This window comes from Arthrobacter sp. ISL-69 (genome assembly GCF_018613775.1).
Taxonomy (GTDB): Bacteria; Actinomycetota; Actinomycetes; order Actinomycetales; family Micrococcaceae; genus Arthrobacter.
Map to the genome: position 1 here is coordinate 130,501 of NZ_JAGGPO010000005.1, position 15,327 is coordinate 145,827.

12 protein-coding genes and 1 pseudogene are annotated in these 15,327 nt (G+C 66.9%); 5 read left to right on the forward strand and 8 right to left on the reverse strand.

What is annotated here, in order from left to right:
* Positions 1–40 precede the first annotated feature (40 nt).
* Both J7I79_RS01580 and J7I79_RS01585 read right to left on the reverse strand, forming a co-directional pair.
* Positions 41–2,086 carry an ABC transporter ATP-binding protein gene (locus J7I79_RS01580; RefSeq protein ID WP_285291274.1) on the reverse strand — a complete coding sequence of 682 codons (2,046 nt, stop codon included), beginning with the start codon at positions 2,084–2,086 and terminating at the stop codon, positions 41–43.
* Positions 2,083–3,816 (reverse strand): ABC transporter ATP-binding protein, encoded by a 1,734-nt coding sequence (locus tag J7I79_RS01585; protein WP_214949366.1) that lies wholly within the window; start codon positions 3,814–3,816, stop codon positions 2,083–2,085. Before J7I79_RS01585 ends, J7I79_RS01580 begins: the two co-directional genes overlap by 4 nt.
* Positions 3,817–4,075: 259 nt before the next feature.
* Between J7I79_RS01585 and J7I79_RS01590 the strand changes: the two genes are divergently transcribed.
* Both J7I79_RS01590 and J7I79_RS01595 read left to right on the forward strand, forming a co-directional pair.
* Complete coding sequence (locus J7I79_RS01590) at positions 4,076–4,531, forward strand: group II truncated hemoglobin (protein ID WP_214949369.1); 456 nt, start codon at positions 4,076–4,078, stop codon at positions 4,529–4,531.
* Between the two features lie 107 nt (positions 4,532–4,638).
* On the forward strand, positions 4,639–5,487 hold the full coding sequence (locus J7I79_RS01595; RefSeq protein WP_214949371.1) for a PhzF family phenazine biosynthesis protein: 849 nt from the start codon (positions 4,639–4,641) through the stop codon (positions 5,485–5,487).
* A 6-nt stretch (positions 5,488–5,493) separates the two neighbouring features.
* Here the strand turns inward: J7I79_RS01595 and J7I79_RS01600 are convergent, their stop codons facing one another.
* Positions 5,494–5,874 carry a RidA family protein gene (locus J7I79_RS01600; RefSeq protein WP_214949373.1) on the reverse strand — a complete coding sequence of 127 codons (381 nt, stop codon included), beginning with the start codon at positions 5,872–5,874 and terminating at the stop codon, positions 5,494–5,496.
* Between the two features lie 108 nt (positions 5,875–5,982).
* Between J7I79_RS01600 and J7I79_RS01605 the strand changes: the two genes are divergently transcribed.
* Entirely contained in the window at positions 5,983–6,336 is a 354-nt protein-coding gene (locus J7I79_RS01605) for a VOC family protein (RefSeq protein WP_214949381.1), read from the forward strand.
* Position 6,337: 1 nt separating this feature from the next.
* Here J7I79_RS01605 and J7I79_RS01610 read toward each other — a convergent pair whose 3' ends face one another.
* The 3 genes from J7I79_RS01610 to J7I79_RS01620 all read right to left on the reverse strand — a co-directional run bounded on the left by J7I79_RS01610 (position 6,338) and on the right by J7I79_RS01620 (position 9,871).
* Entirely contained in the window at positions 6,338–7,675 is a 1,338-nt protein-coding gene (locus J7I79_RS01610; protein WP_214949383.1) for a formimidoylglutamate deiminase, read from the reverse strand.
* Positions 7,672–8,871: an allantoate amidohydrolase gene (locus J7I79_RS01615; protein WP_214949385.1), complete on the reverse strand. Its 1,200-nt coding sequence runs from the start codon at positions 8,869–8,871 to the stop codon at positions 7,672–7,674. Before J7I79_RS01615 ends, J7I79_RS01610 begins: the two co-directional genes overlap by 4 nt.
* A gap of 70 nt (positions 8,872–8,941) precedes the next feature.
* A complete protein-coding gene (locus J7I79_RS01620; protein WP_214949387.1) occupies positions 8,942–9,871 on the reverse strand; it encodes a 2-hydroxyacid dehydrogenase in 930 nt (309 codons plus the stop codon).
* Between the two features lie 196 nt (positions 9,872–10,067).
* Between J7I79_RS01620 and J7I79_RS01625 the strand changes: the two are divergent.
* Together J7I79_RS01625 and J7I79_RS01630 are read left to right on the forward strand one after the other, a co-directional pair.
* A pseudogene (locus tag J7I79_RS01625) lies at positions 10,068–10,413 on the forward strand (VOC family protein).
* A 233-nt stretch (positions 10,414–10,646) separates the two neighbouring features.
* Positions 10,647–13,310 carry a Tat pathway signal sequence domain protein gene (locus tag J7I79_RS01630; protein WP_214949389.1) on the forward strand — a complete coding sequence of 888 codons (2,664 nt, stop codon included), beginning with the start codon at positions 10,647–10,649 and terminating at the stop codon, positions 13,308–13,310.
* Positions 13,311–13,487: 177 nt separating this feature from the next.
* On the opposite strand, the gene J7I79_RS01635 is transcribed toward J7I79_RS01630, so the two are convergent.
* Together J7I79_RS01635 and J7I79_RS01640 are read right to left on the reverse strand one after the other, a co-directional pair.
* Positions 13,488–14,894 (reverse strand): cation:dicarboxylate symporter family transporter, encoded by a 1,407-nt coding sequence (locus J7I79_RS01635; protein WP_214949391.1) that lies wholly within the window; start codon positions 14,892–14,894, stop codon positions 13,488–13,490.
* Between the two features lie 152 nt (positions 14,895–15,046).
* Positions 15,047–15,286 carry a hypothetical protein gene (locus J7I79_RS01640; protein ID WP_214949393.1) on the reverse strand — a complete coding sequence of 80 codons (240 nt, stop codon included), beginning with the start codon at positions 15,284–15,286 and terminating at the stop codon, positions 15,047–15,049.
* Between the last annotated feature and the right edge of the window lie 41 nt (positions 15,287–15,327).

Here is a 15,327-nt window from a genome sequence, read left to right on the forward strand (position 1 = left end):
GCTGATAAATGATTCCTTTTGTGAAGCGCGCAAGCAAACCTCAAACCTCCGCCGCAGGCGCCGCGAACTGCGCCTCGTACAGCCGCGCATAGGCTCCACCGGTAGCCAACAAGGAAGCGTGGGTGCCCTGCTCCACGATCTGGCCGGCCTCCATCACCAGGATGAGGTCGGCGTCGCGGATGGTGGACAGGCGGTGCGCGATCACGAAGCTCGTCCGGTCCGACCGCAGGGCACGCATCGCCTTCTGCACCAGCACCTCGGTCCGAGTGTCCACTGACGAAGTCGCCTCGTCCAGGATCAGCACGGACGGCCGGGCCAGGAACGCCCGGGCGATCGTGAGCAGCTGCTTCTCGCCGGCGGACACGTTGGAACCCTCGTCCTCCAACACCGTGTCGTAGCCCTCCGGCAGCGAGTGCACGAACCGGTCCACGTACGTCGCGCGCGCAGCCTCCAAAATTTCGGATTCGGTAGCCGAAGGCCGGCCGTACGCGATGTTGTCCCGGATCGATCCGCCGAACAGCCACGTATCCTGCAGCACCATGCCCAGCCGCGAGCGCAGCTCGTACCGCGTCATGGCGGTGACGTCCACGCCGTCGAGCGTTATCCGCCCCGCATCGATCTCGTAGAAGCGCATCATCAGGTTCACCAGGGTGGTCTTCCCCGCCCCGGTCGGCCCAACGATCGCCACCGTCTGCCCCGGCTCCGCCACCAGGCTCAGGTCCGAAATGAGGGGCTTGTCCGGCGAGTAGGAGAACGACACGTTCTCGAACACCAGGCGCCCCCGCCCGCCGTCGGGCGAGGAACCGGGAGAAGGATCAGGCGACTGCTCGTCCGTATCCAGCAGCTCGAACACCCGCTCGGCGGACGCCACCCCGGACTGCAGCAGGTTGGCCATGGATCCGAGCTGCGCCAGGGGCATGGTGAACTGCCGCGAGTACTGGATGAACGCCTGCACGTCGCCCAGCTGCATGGCCCCGGTCGCCACCTGCAGACCGCCCACCACCGCGATCCCCACATACACCAGGTTCCCGATGAACGTCATGGCCGGCATGATGAGCCCGGAGATGAACTGCGCGCCGAAGCTCGCGTCGTACAGTTCCACATTCTTCTGCCGGAACCGCTCCTCCACCTCGCGCTGCCGGCCGAACACCTTCACCAGCGCATGCCCGGTGTACGTCTCCTCGATCTGCCCGTTCAGCTCGCCCGTGTGCTTCCACTGCGCCACAAACAGCTTCTGCGAGCGCTTGGCGATCAGCGCCGTGATCCCCAGCGTCAGCGGAATGGTCACCAGCGCGATCAGGGCCAGCGTGGGCGAGAGGATCACCATCATCACCAGCACGCCCACCACGGTCAGAACCGACGTGACCGCCTGGCTGATGGACTGCTGCAGGCTCTGTGAGACGTTATCGACGTCGTTGGTCACCCGGCTCAGCAGCTCACCGCGCTGGATCGAATCGAAATACCGCAGCGGCAGCCGGTGGATCTTCGCCTCGATCTCCCCGCGCAGCCCGAACACGGTCCGCTGCACCACCCCGTTCAGCACATACGCCTGCACCCACATAAACGCCGACGCCAGCACGTACAGCACCAGCGCCCACAGCAGCACGCTGGACAGCGCCGCGAAGTCGATCCCCTCCCCCGGCGTCAGCGCCATCGGCGTCAGCATGTCCGCCTTCTGGTTCTCCCCCGCCGCCCGCAGCTGCGCAATCAGCTGCTCCTTGCTGACCCCTGCGGGCAGTTGCCGGGACACCACCCCCGAGAAGATCAGGTTGGTGCCCTCCCCCAGCAGCCGCGGCCCGATCACCGAGAGCGTCACGCTGGCCACCCCCATGACCAGCACCAGCACCAGCCACGCCCGCTCCGGCCGCAGCGTGCCCACCAGCCGCTTGGCCGACGGCCAGAAGTTCATCGCCTTCTCCGCCGGGACGTTCATCCCCGCGAACGGTCCGCCGCGTCCCGGTCCGCCCGCCGGACGGGGAATACGTACGACGTCGGCAGTCCCGGTTTTCGAGGCGGGTGCGGTTCCGCCGGGGGCGGCGGTGTGCGCGGACGTAGCGTCCGACGTCGGCCGTTGCGGCGCGTTCATACCGTCTCCTCCGCTGCCAGCTGGGAGGACACAATCTCCCGGTACGTCTCCGACGTCTCCAGCAGCTCCCCGTGCGTTCCACGCGCGACGATCCTGCCGTCGTCGAGCACCAGGATCTGGTCCGCATCCACAATGCTGGACACGCGCTGCGCGATGATCACCAGCGTGGCGCCGGCGGTGTTGCGTTTGAGAGCCCGCCGCAGCCGGGCGTCGGTGCCGGTGTCCAGCGAGGAGAACGAGTCGTCAAAGATGTACAGCTCGGGCCGTTTCACCAAGGCCCGGGCGATGGCCAGCCGCTGCCGCTGCCCGCCGGAAACGTTGGTGCCGCCCTGGGAGATGGGCGCATCGAGCCCGCCCTCCATCTCCTCCACGAAGTCGCGCGCCTGGGCAATCTGCAATGCGGACCAAAGCTCGTCCTCGGTGGCGTCCGGTTTGCCGTACTGCAGGTTGCTGCGGACGGTCCCGGAGAACAGGTAGGGCCGCTGCGGCACCAGGCCGATGTGCCCCCAGAGCAGGTCGGGGTGCAGCTTGCGGACGTCCACGCCGTCCATCCGCACCGAGCCGGTGGTGGCGTCGAACAGCCGCGGCATGAGGTTCACCAGGGTGGTCTTGCCCGCGCCGGTGCTGCCGATGATCGCCGTCGTCTGCCCCGCCCTGGCCGTGAAGCTGATCCCGGAGAGGACGGGCTGGTCGGCACCCGGGTAGGCGAACCCGACGTCGCGCATTTCCAGCTCGCCGCGGCGCACCGCACTGCTGAGCGGACTCTTCGGCGGCCGGACGCTCGACTCGGTGCCCAGCACCTCGCCGATCCGGTCCGCGGAGACCGCGGCGCGCGGGATCATCACGGCCATGAAGGTGGCCATCATGACTGACATCAGGATCTGCATCAGGTAGCTGAGGAACGCGATGAGCGTGCCCACTTGCATGGATCCGTCCTCGATCCGGAACGACCCGAACCAGATCACCGCCACGCTGGAGACGTTCAGCACCAGCATCACCACGGGGAACGCGAGCGCCATCAGCCGGCCGGCACGCAGCGCGGTGTCCGTGACGTCCTCGTTGGCCTGGGCGAAGCGGGCGGTTTCGATGTCCTCGCGGACGAACGCGCGCACCACGCGGATGCCGGTGAGCTGCTCGCGGAGGACCCGGTTCACGGTGTCGATCCGCTTCTGCATCTTCCGGAACAGCGGCACCATCCTGATGATGATCAGCCCCACCCCGATCATAAGGACCGGCACGGCGACGGCGATCAGCCAGGACAGCTGCACATCCTGCCGCACGGCCATGATCACGCCGCCGATGGCGAGCATGGGTGCGGCCACCATCATGGTGGCGCCCATCAGCACCAGCTGCTGGACCTGCTGGACGTCGTTGGTAGACCGGGTGATCAGGCTGGGCGCGCCGAACTTCGTGACTTCCTGCTCGGAGAACTCCCCCACTCTTGTGAAGATGGCCCCGCGCAGGTCCCGGCCCGCGCCCATCGCCGCCTTCGCCCCGAAGTACACGGCGATCACCGAGCACACGATCTGCAGCAGCGTGATTCCCAGCATCAGGCCACCCAGGCTGAGGATGACGCCGGTGTCCCCCTTGGCCACGCCCTCATCGATGATGTCCGCATTGAGGGTGGGTAGGTACAGCGACGCGATTGACTGCGCCAGCTGGAAAATCACGACGGCGAGCAGCAGCTGCCGCTGCGGCCGCAGGTATTCAACGAGCAGTTTCCAGAGCATCCGGACTCCACTTCACGCCGCGTGGGGTCCGTAAGATCCCGCGCAATCAGATTCGAAGGCCAGTTTACGACCGGAACCTGCGAGTGGACCGGGTTCCTCTCAGGGCGAAGCGGGGGTGGCTGCGGTGGCTACTGCCGGGCGGCTGCGATACGAGTCTCCGGCTGATGCCCGTCCCTAGCGCGGTCGGCGGTCAGGGCCGCCGTCGTTCGGGCTGGTCCTGACCCTTCCGCGCTTCCGTGCGGCGTGGCATCGTTGCTGCATGCAGACGGTGTACGAGGCTGCTGGCGGTGCCGACTTTTTCCTGACCCTGGCCAACGCATGGCATGCCAGGGTCATGGCTGACGAGGTGGTCAGCCATGCGTTCAGCCACGGGTTCCATCCCGACCACAGCCGGCGGCTCGCTGCCTATTGGGCTGAGGCCTTGGGCGGCCCTCCGGACTTTTCGGGCTCCTACGGGGACGAGACATCAGTGGTGCGGATCCACAGCGGCAACGGGCAGCACGAGGATATGGACCGAAGGGCCATCGCCTGCTTCGACCAGGCCCTGACGGACGTGGGGCTCACCGACGACGACGTCGTCCGCAAAGTGCTGTACGACTACTTCGCCTGGGCGACGAACACCACGATGTCGAAGTACCAGCGTTCCCCGGATGACGTGCCGGACGGGCTACATATCCCACAGTGGTCCTGGGAGGGGCTCGTCGGCGAAGGCTGACCAAGGCCACTTTCCGGATTTGGCTATGGTGCGCGCGCTTCGCAGCCACCTACCGTGGATGGGTACGGTCTCCCGCCGGAGTTCCCGCAATCCAGAGAAAGGCCAGCATGCCCACCGTTGTGAACGAATATCCCTTCTCCCAGGTAGACGTCTTTGCCCCGGGCCCCAAAGCCGGCAACCCGGTCGCCGTCGTGCATGACGCCGAAGGCCTGTCCACTGAACAGATGCAGAGCTTCGCGAACTGGACCAACCTGTCCGAGACCACGTTCCTGCAGAATCCGACCCACCCGGAAGCGGACTACAAGCTGCGGATCTTCACCCCGGCGTCCGAACTGCCGTTCGCCGGGCATCCCACGCTGGGTTCTGCCCACGCCTGGCTGGACAAGGGCGGCCAGCCCCGCCGTGACGGGGAGTTGGTGCAGGAATGCGAGGCAGGGCTGGTGAAAATCCGCCGCACCGATGCCGATCTGGCCTTCGCGGCACCGCCGCTGGTCCGGTCCGGCCCCGTTGAACCGGCGGTACTGGAGCAGGCCATCGCCAGCCTGGGCATCGACGGCGCCCGGGTCCTTGGCAGCAACTGGGTGGACAACGGCCCGGGCTGGATAGGAATCCGACTGGAATCAGCAGAGCAAGTGCTGGAGCTGCAGCCTGACTTCGCCCTGATGGACCAGCTCTGTGTTGGCGTGATCGGAAGTTACGCGGAGGCAGGACCGGCGGACTATGAGGTCCGGGCCTTCGTGCCCGGGTTCAGCGTTCCCGAAGATCCTGTAACCGGCAGCCTTAACGCCGGGCTCGCGCAATGGCTCCTCAGCGAAGGAGTGGTGGACGGTGACTACACCGTCCAGCAAGGCACCGTCCTGGGACGCGGCGGCCTGGTGACCGTCACCGTCGAGGACGAAAGCATCTGGGTTGGCGGGGTCAGCCGCACTGTGGTGAGCGGCCGCGTTTCGCTGTAGGTCCCTTCAGGGAACAGCAACAACTGCGTCAATCTGTACCTTGGCACCCAGCGGAAGGGCGACCACCTGAACAGTGGTGCGGACCGGATACGGTTCTTGCAGCCGCCGGGCATACACATCGTTGATGGCTTCAAAGTCCTGATAATCGGTCAGATAGACAGTCGTGCGCAGCAGATTGCTCAGTGACAGTCCTTGTTCGTCCAACAGGATCTGCAGATTGGTCAGCATCGTGTCGCACTGCTCGGAGACATCGTCCGAGACCAGTTCTCCGGTATCACGGCGCTGGCCAATGATGCCTGCGGTGTATCCGACACTTCCGTGCTCGACGTAGTGGGAGAACGGAGCTGCGGACTGGTAGAGCTGCGGACTGAAGTGATGGCGGGGCATGGTTTCCTTCGGGCTCTTGGGAATTCCCTATGAGGCTACAGCGATAGGCATACGGCCTTCGCCGTATGCCCGTCGCCCTGCTTCCCGGTGCGGCGGTAGGCTCGGAAAATGATTGGACGCGTTGATGAGGTCGTAGTGGATTGCCAAAACCCGGCCTCGCTTGCCGAGTTCTGGTCCTCGGTCCTCGGTGGCGAACCAGTGCATCGAAGTGATGCGTGGTCCTTCATCGACCCGCCGGGATGGACGCGGCTGGCCTTCCAACGGGTGCCCGAGGGCAAACAAGGGAAGAACCGGCTCCACATAGACGTGCACGTGGAGGATGTGCCCGCAGCCTCTGACGCCGCCGAAGCCCTCGGAGCCGTCAGGATCGGCAAGATTCACATGGACACTGTGGGCACGTTCCAGGTGCTCCAGGACCCCGAAGGCAACGAGTGGTGCGTTGTGCGCGCCGCAGGAGCATGAGTTAGGAAAACTTTTTCAGCGCCTCCGTCAGGAGGCGGCCAGGCTGGCCGAGCCGCACGTGGGCGCCGTTGGAGGCCACCAGCTCCCCGCCAATCACGACGTCGGTGACGTCGCTGGCTGTGGCACTGAACGGGAACTGCTCTGCCTTGGAACCGGCAGTGCGGGCAGAATCAGGATCAACGGCCATCAGGTCGCAGACCGCACCGACCACAAGAGCGCCGGCGATAGGGGTTGCCATGGAGCGGGCTGCCCCATCCGTAGCGGCCCGCAGCAGTTCCTGCGGCGAGAACCTGCCGCGCTGGCCGGAGCCGAGCCGTTCCCCGTGTTCCAGCGTGCGCATTTCAATCCAGGGATCGATGACGGCATGCTGGTCCGTGCCCAGCGCGATGGTGGCTCCGGCGTCGGACAATGCGCGGGCCGGACCGATCCCGTCGGCGAGGTCGGCCTCGGTGCTCGGGCACATCACCACCGTGGCGCCGGCGTTGCCGAGCAAAGCGACATCCCCGGACGTCAGATGCGTGGCATGGACGGCCGAGAGCCGCCCGGACAGCAGGCCGTGCCGCTCCAACAGGCCCGCGGGGGTGACGCCGTACGCCTCCAGGCAGGCCTCGTTCTCCGCCGGCTGTTCGCTGAGGTGGATGTGGAGGGGCATATCCGGGGGCAGCTGTTCAGCCACCGCCGCCAGGTCCGTATCGGGCACGCCGCGCACGGAATGCAGCGCGGCCCCCACGCCGACCATCTCCGGTGGAAAGCTTTGCGCGATTTCGTTCCGGAGCGAAAGGAGCCTCTCCAGCCAAGCCTGGACGTTGGCGTCGCCGAACCGCTGCTGTTCGGGACTCAGCGGCGTACCGATCCCTCCCGCCAGATACAGCGTGTCCAGGAGCGTCAGTCGGATCCCTGCTGCCATTGCCGCCCGGGCCAGGGCCAGCTCCATGGCATGCGGTTCCGCGTAGGGAGCGCCACCAGGCTGGTGGTGGACATAGTGGAACTCGGCCACGCTGCTGAAGCCGGCAACCACCATTTCCGCGAACACGGCACTGGCGAGCTTTTCGTAGGTTTCCGGCGTCAGTTCGGCCGCGCTCCGGTACATCTGCTCCCGCCACACCCAGAAATCACCTCGTCCGTCATGCGTCCGTCCGCGCAGGATCCTGTGGAAGGCGTGGGAGTGGGCGTTGGCGGCGGCCGGAAAGACGACGCCCTTCAGGATGTGGTCGCCGGGCTGCGGTTCCGCGCCGGAAGTGATTCGCTCGATGCGGCCGTCCCGCACGTCCAGCCGCACCGACGCGCGCACTGCGGGGCCTCCGCCGACAACAGCCGTCTCGCACCAGAGCCCGGTCACAGGAGACCCTCCAGGACATCCGCCAAGGCACCGGCGCCGGTGCTTGCGTCCTCGTCGGCAACATACTCTTCGGGCGAATGCGAGATGCCGCTGGGATTGCGGACGAAGAGCATCGCGGACGGCACATAGGCGGAGAGCACCCCGGCGTCGTGGCCGGCTCCGGTAGCCAGCAGCGGGGCGTCGGGCAGGATCCGGCTGATCCGCTGGGTCAGGCCGGGATCGAAATGGACAGTGTGGCTGTAGGACTCTTCCGTGAGGGAAACGGAGCATCCTTCGGCCGCCGCTATCTGCCGGGCGGCGGCGTAGATCGCTTCGATCAGCCGGGCGGTCACGGCGTCGTCGGGATGCCGGGCATCGAGCCACATGTCCACACGGGAGGCAATGACGTTGGTCCCGCCGGGCACCGGCATCAGGCGTCCCACCGTGGCACGCGCGTCCGGCTGGGCTGCGGCGGCGTCGCGTACGGCGACGATAATCTGTGCCGCTGCGACCATCGGATCCGCGCGATCCGCCATCAGGGTGGTCCCGGCGTGGTTGCCCTGGCCGCTGATGCTCAGCTTCCAGCGGCCGTGCCCCAGGATGGAACTTCCGACGGCGGTGGCCGGGCCGCCCGTGCCCAGGCCCTTGCCCTGCTCCACGTGCAGTTCAACAAAGTCTCCGATCCGCGCCAGGGCCTGGGGATCCGGACCGACGTGCCTGGGATCGAGGCCGTTCAACCGTGCGACGTCCGCAAAGGTGTTGCCGTCGCCGTCGCGCAGGTTCCGTGCCTTGTCGACGTCGATGGCTCCGGTGAGCAGGCGGGATCCGAGGCAGGCAACGCCGAAGCGTGAGCCCTCCTCTTCCGGGAACACCGTGATGGCCAGGGACCGGTTCGACACTTTTCCGCGGGCTATCAGGATGTCCACGGCCGCGAGTGCCGATGCGACGCCCAGCGGGCCGTCAAAGGCGCCGCCGCCGGGCACTGAATCGAGATGGCTTCCCGTGACCAGGGCGCCGTCCTGGGGTTTGCCCCACCAGGCCCAGATAATGCCGTTGCGGTCGGTCTCGACGGACAGGCCGCGCTGGAGCGCCTGTTCGATGAACCATGTCCTCAAGTCGAGTTCCGCCGTCGAGTAGACGGCCCGGGAGTAGCCTCCGCGCACCGCGTCGCGGCCCACGTCCTTGATCGAGTCGAGGAGCTGATTGACGGTTTCCAAATGAACCTCCGAACGATACGAGCATTGATGGATTCCTGTGCCTGCGCCTTGTGACGTCCCCGGAATTCGGCTAGCCGGGTCGGCCCCCGAGCACTACGTTGACCGGCGGCTCACCCGCCAGCATGAGGTCGATCTGCCGCTGCAGCAGCCGGCCCATCCTCGGGCGCATGGCGGAACTCGCACCGCCCACGTGCGGGGTAATGATGACTCCGGGTGTGCCCCACAGCGGGTGGTCCTTGGGCAGCGGTTCGGGATCCGTGACGTCCAGCGCGGCGCGGATCCGTCCCGAAGCGGTGTGGCGGACCAGGGCCTCAGTGTCCGCCACCGGGCCCCTGGCCACGTTGACCAGCAGCGCGCCGTCGGGCATTGCCGCAAGGAATTTGTCGTCGATAAGGTGCCTGGTGGCGTCGCCGAGCGGGACCCCGACAACCACGATGTCGTGGTCCGGCAGCAGTTCCGGCAGTTCGGCAATGCCGTGGATGACGCCGTTCCCGTCCGTCCGCTGCCGGCTGGCCACGCGTGTCACCGTGGTTTCGAACGGGATGAGCCGCTGCTCAATCGCCTTGCCCACGCCGCCGTAGCCCACAATGAGGACGCGGCGGTCGGCAAGGCTGGCGGTGGGCCGGGCTTCCCAGAGGCCCTCCTGCTGGTTGCGCATGAGCCGCGGAAACTCCCGCTGGCTGGCCAGGATCATGGCGAGGACCAGTTCCGCAGTGGAAGTTTCATGCACTCCGGCGGCGTTGGCGAAGACCCTGCCGGCCGGGAGCGAGTCCGCCACGCCGTCGTAGCCGATCGACTGGCTTTGAACGAGTGTGGTCTCCACCGCCTCGAGATTCCGGAGAACGCGCGTGCCGCCCATGTACGGCGGGACCACGATGTCGATCTGCGGCTGCGGCGGCTCGCCCGTGAAGTCCCACTCCACAACGGTGACATCCGCGTGCGGCTTCAGGTACTCACGAAGTACCGCGTCGGGCAGGCTGACTGTGATCTTCCGGGTCATGATTCTCCAACTGCTCCGTCGGCTCGGGGCGGGCTGGGCGCCACGGAAGCGCAGCCCGCCGGGAGGGGTTCTTTGCAGCCAGCCTAATGGAGGGCGTCGTTCCAACACCGTTGCGGGCCACTTTGCGTCGGTGTAGCTTGGCCGGATGCTGAGCATTGGCTCGATCGTGATCCGCGTTGATGACCTCCAGGCCCAGATGGCCTTTTGGCAGGCCGCCCTCGGCTTCGAGCCGCGGCATGCACCCAACGACGATTCCGTCGATTTTGTGATCTTGCAGCCGCCCGGCGGCACGGGAACCTGCATCTCCCTGGACCGCGTCCCCTCGTCGGTGCACATCCCGCCGCGCATCCATCTGGACCTGTACACGGAGGACCAGCGGCGAAGTGCAGCGGCTCCTTGGCCTGGGCGCCACCCGCGTGGAGTGGAGCAAACGGCCCGCGGACGCGGACTACGTGATCATGGCCGACCCCGAGGGCAACCGTTTCTGCGTCATCGACACCGCCGGCCGGGGTGACTCCGAAGGGTCCGGCGCCACCGAATAGCACCACACACAGACACCCAAAAGCGCACAAGAATGTCACAGACTCGTTGACTTACCCCGTCCCCGACTGTTAGAAATGATGGGAAAGCGGTTTCCGGGACGCGCCCAGCCATCACCACACCAAACGCCACGGCCGGGTTGCCGATCCATTTTTGAAACGATACAACGAACTTTGCGCGAACCGGACGTGCCTGTAATTTACTGCCTCACGCGTGTCGAAGGAGATACCAAGCGATGATCGAAACAACGCTCAACTGGCTCGACGGCGGGGCTCCGGCCGCGCTTTCCGGCGGCACCACCTGGGGCATGCCCTTCGCCCGCGGCTCCCTGGCCGGCGTCGGCGGGATCTCAGTGTCCGACGAAGCCGGCCGGGCCGTCCCCTCCCAGGCATGGCCGCTGGCAACATGGCCGGACGGCTCGCTTAAGTGGGCCGGCATCGCCCTGCCGGCAACCGACGCGCCCTCCGCGCACTACAACGTAACGTACGACGGCGGCGCCTCGCCGGAGGCGGAAGCCGCACCGAAGGTTGAGCCCTCACCCCACATCGAAGTGACGGAAGCGGAAGACTCCGTCACGGTGTCCACCGGCGCGCTGGAAATGGTCATCAGCCGCAGCAGCTCAACCCTGTTCACCACCCTTTCCCGCGGCGGCGTGCCCGTGGCCCGTGACGGCAAGCTGGTCAGCCTGCTCCAGGACGGCGTCCACGACGGCCCCGGCAGCGTCAGCCGGGAACCGTTCACCGGCGAGGTGACCGCCGTCGTCATTGAACAACGCGGTCCTGTCCGCGCAGTCATGCGACTGGAAGGCTCGCACCGGCCGGACACCCACGCCGGCGACGGCCGCAGCTGGCTGCCGTTCGTGGTCCGCTTCTACTTCCACGCCGGCGCCCGCAGCGTGCGGATGGTCCACTCGTTCATCTGGGACGGCGAGCCGGAGCGTGACTTCCTCGCCGGCCTCGGCGTCCGTTTCTCGGTGCCGCTGGAGGGCCAGCTGCACGACCGGCATGTGCGCATCGCAGGGGCCGACGGCGGTTTTCTCACCGAGGCGGTGCGCGGACTGACCGGCCTGCGCCGCGACCCGGGCGAGGCTGTCCGCCGCGCCCAGATCGAGGGAAAGCCCACCCCGCCGCTGGAGGAGTGGAGCGAGCTGGTGTCCAAGCGGCTGCACCTGATCCCGGCCTGGAACGACTTCACCCTGAGCCAGCTGAGCGCGGACGGCTTCGAGCTCCGCAAGCGGACCGGCGAGGGCCACGGCTGGGTGGGAATCTCCGGCGGCACCCGGGCCGAGGGATTCTGTTCACTCAGCGACACCCGCGGCGGCTTCGGCGTCGGCGTCCGCAACTTCTGGCAGTCCCACCCGGTCCAGCTGGACATCCGCGGCGCCGCCACCGCACAGGCGGAAGTGACCGCCTGGCTGTACTCGCCGGAGGCCCAGCCCATGGACCTGCGTTTCTACCACGACGGGCTGGGCCAGGACACCTTTGAGGAACAGCTTGAAGGCCTCGAAATCACCTACGAGGACTACGAACCGGGGTTCGGCAACCCCCACGGCATCGCCCGCACCCACGAGCTGACACTGTTCGCCTACGACGCGACGCCGCACACCCGCGCCCTCGCCGCTGACGTGGAGGCATCGTCAGCGCCGCCCCTCCTCCAGGCCTCGCCTGAGTACCTTCACTCGGTCAGGGTCTTCGGCGACTGGGCACCCGTGGACCGCAGCACGCCGGAGCGCGCCGGGCTGGAGGACAAGCTGGACTTCCTCTTCGACTTCTACGCCGGCCAGGTGGAGCAGCGGCGCTGGTACGGGTTCTGGAACTTCGGCGATGTGATGCACACGTACGACTTCGACCGGCACGTCTGGCGATACGACGTGGGCGGGTACGCCTGGGACAACTCGGAGCTCTCCCCCGACCTGTGGCTCTGGTACATGTACCTGCGGTCCGGCCGGGCGGACGTCTTCCGTTTCGCGGAGGCGATGACCCGGCACACTGGTGAGGTGGACGTCTACCACCTGGGCGAGTGGCGCGGCCTGGGTTCCCGGCACAACGTGCAGCACTGGGGCTGCAGCGCCAAGCAGCTGCGGATCAGCACGCCCGCGTACCGGCGCTTCTACTACTACCTCACGGCGGACGAACGCACCGGCGACCTGCTCTCCGAACTCGTGGACAGCGACCAGAACTTCCTGGGCCTTGATCCCGTCCGGAAGGTCCGGCCGGACAGTGCCACCTACCGGCCGGAGCGGAGCGCCCTCGGCGTGGGGCTCGGCACCGACTGGGGATCCCTCGCCGCCACCTGGCTGGCTGACTGGGAACGGACCGGCAACCCCCGTTCCCGGGACCGGCTGCTGGGTACCATGGCGGACATCGGCGCCCTGAAATACGGCTTCCTCACGGGAGAGGCGCTGTACGACCTGGACAAGGGAAGGTTCGACGCCGGGCGCGAACGGATCCAGGTATCGCACCTTTCCGCGGTGTTCGGGCTGGTGGAAATCTGCAGCGAGCTCATCGACCTGGTGCCGGATGCTGCGTTCGAACACGCCTGGCTGCAGTACTGCCAGCTGTTCCTGGCCTCGGAGGAGGAGCAGATTGCCGAGGTGGGCCAGCCGCTAGACGGCGTCTACCTGACGCAGGCCCACAGCAGGCTTTCCGCCTACGCGGCGGCCCGCGCCGGGGATTCCGGGCTCGCCCGCCGGGCCTGGGACAGCTTTGCGGAAGGCGGCGAACACCTCAACCACGGATCGGCGTTCACCCTGCGGAAGATCAAACCGCCGTACGTCCTCACCGCCGTCGACGAAGCGCCCACGGTGTCCACCAACGATGCCGCCCAGTTCGGCCTGGCGGTGATCCAAAACCTGGCCCTGATCGGGGACCATCTCCCGGCACTCCAGCCCGTCCGCTGAACGCCGGGATCCGGGAGCTTCAGCCAGTGGGCGGCTGAGGCTCCGTAGTCCCGGTGCCCGTTCCGGCGTCGGACCCGGCCACCACAACGATGGCACCGACAAGCAGCCGGGCCGTACAGGTTCGGTCCCGGCCGGCGACATCGTGGTGGCCGACGCGGACGGCGTTGTGGTGGTCAGCTAGCTCCGGGAACTGTAGGCAGGCACGACGGCGGACGGCCCCTCAGGCGGGCCGGCCGCCGTCGTGCTTTCAGTGACTTCGCTTTCAGTGACTTGCGTATCTTCCCCGCGGAAGGCGCGGAGCATGGCTTCGCGGTCGAACTGGCCTTCCCATTTCGCCACCACGAACGTGGCCACGCAGTTCCCAAGCAGGTTCACGGAGACGCGCATGGAATCCATGAGGCGGTCGGCGCCGAGGAGCAGGGCGACGCCGGCCACGGGGAAGATGCCCAGGGCGCCGGCAGTTGCCGAGAGCGCCAGGAACGCGGAGCCGGGAACGCCGGCCATGCCCTTGGACGTGAGCATCAGGATGCCCAGGGCCACGAGCTGCTGGCCCAGGTCAAGGTTGTGCCCGAAGGCCTGGGCCAGGAACAGCAGCGAAATGGACAGGTACAGCGCGGCGCCGTCCAGGTTGAACGAATAGCCGGTGGGGACCACCAGTCCGGTGGTGGCGCGGGAGCAGCCGGCGTTGGTCAGTTTCGTCATGATGCGCGGCAGCACGGACTCGGTGGATGCTGTGCCCAGAGCCAGCAGGAACTCTTCCCGGCTGTACTTGATGAACTGCCACAGGGGCACGCGCGGGTACACCCAGGCCACCACGAACAGCAGCGCAATGAAGATGATGGCGGCACCGTAGCAGGCGGCGATCAGCAGGGCATAGGTGCTCAGCGAACCCAGGCCGTACTGGCCGATGATGAACGCCATGGCGCCGAAAGCGCCCACCGGTGCAACGCGCATCACCCAGGTCATGATCTTGAAGAACAGCTCCAGCACCGTCTCCAGGAGATTCACCACGGGCAGGCACCGGTCACGGCCCACCACCACGATGGCCGCACCGAAGAACACCGAGAAGCACAGCACCTGCAGCAGGCTGTTGGACGCGAAGGCGCCCACCACGCTGGTGGGGATGATGCCCAGCAGGAACGCTCCGGCGTCCTTGGGCGGTGCCGTGCCGGTCTTGGCGTTGAGGGCGTCCTGGGACAGCGTGTTCGGGTCGATGTTCAGGCCGGCGCCGGGCTGGACGATGTTGCCCACCACCAGTCCGAACACCAGGGCGAAGAGCGTGGCACCGGTGAAGTACAGCAGGGCCTTCACGCCCACCCGGCCCACTGCCTTCACGTCACCTACGGCCGAGATTCCCGTGACAATCACCAGGAAGATCAGCGGAGCAATGATCATTTTGATCAGCTGGATGAAGCCGTCGCCCAGCGGCCGCAGGGCCGAGCCGAGGTCCGGCCAGAAGTGGCCGATCCCGATGCCGAGGCAGACGGCCACGAGGATCTGGAAGAAGAGCGACTTGTAGAGCGGCTTCTTGGGCGCCGGTGTGGTGCTTGCTTCGCGCATCACGGCGGTCGGAGTAAATTTCATCAGGGCTGCCAATCAACAGGGAAAAGGCGCGCAGGTCGCCTCAGGACATGGGCAACGCTATGGTCCCCGTGTTTCCGGCAGGCTAAATCCATACTGCGGAATTGTTTAACCGCAAGATGGAAAAGAAATGATTCCTGGCAACCGTCGGAGTGCTACACCTGGTCATCCCAGGTGCCGTCCGCCGCGGCGGCCTCCTCCGGTTTGTGCTCCGCATCGGGGTCGCCGCTGCCAATGTACGATGCCGGGACGGTGCCGCCCGCCTGCGTCTGCTGTTCTTCCCGGATGTTCTTCGCCGTTTTCCGGCCCGGGTGGGGCTGCTGATCGACGGCGTCGGGGTCGCCCGGGCCGATCAGGTCGGCGGGGTCGGTTGCTGCTTCCTTGGGGTCGGTCATGGCGGCACCTTTCGTTCGGGGTTGCAGGTCTGTGGCCGCCG

Excerpts from the sequence above, each read along its gene's own strand:
- J7I79_RS01580 (WP_285291274.1), bottom strand. The coding sequence starts at position 2,086 with ATGAACGCGCCGCAACGGCCGACGTCGGACGCTACGTCCGCGCACACC.
- J7I79_RS01585 (WP_214949366.1), bottom strand. The coding sequence starts at position 3,816 with ATGCTCTGGAAACTGCTCGTTGAATACCTGCGGCCGCAGCGGCAGCTG.
- J7I79_RS01590 (WP_214949369.1), top strand. The coding sequence starts at position 4,076 with ATGCAGACGGTGTACGAGGCTGCTGGCGGTGCCGACTTTTTCCTGACC.
- J7I79_RS01595 (WP_214949371.1), top strand. The coding sequence starts at position 4,639 with ATGCCCACCGTTGTGAACGAATATCCCTTCTCCCAGGTAGACGTCTTT.
- J7I79_RS01600 (WP_214949373.1), bottom strand. The coding sequence starts at position 5,874 with ATGCCCCGCCATCACTTCAGTCCGCAGCTCTACCAGTCCGCAGCTCCG.
- J7I79_RS01605 (WP_214949381.1), top strand. The coding sequence starts at position 5,983 with ATGATTGGACGCGTTGATGAGGTCGTAGTGGATTGCCAAAACCCGGCC.
- J7I79_RS01620 (WP_214949387.1), bottom strand. The coding sequence starts at position 9,871 with ATGACCCGGAAGATCACAGTCAGCCTGCCCGACGCGGTACTTCGTGAG.
- J7I79_RS01630 (WP_214949389.1), top strand. The coding sequence starts at position 10,647 with ATGATCGAAACAACGCTCAACTGGCTCGACGGCGGGGCTCCGGCCGCG.
- J7I79_RS01635 (WP_214949391.1), bottom strand. The coding sequence starts at position 14,894 with ATGAAATTTACTCCGACCGCCGTGATGCGCGAAGCAAGCACCACACCG.
- J7I79_RS01640 (WP_214949393.1), bottom strand. The coding sequence starts at position 15,286 with ATGACCGACCCCAAGGAAGCAGCAACCGACCCCGCCGACCTGATCGGC.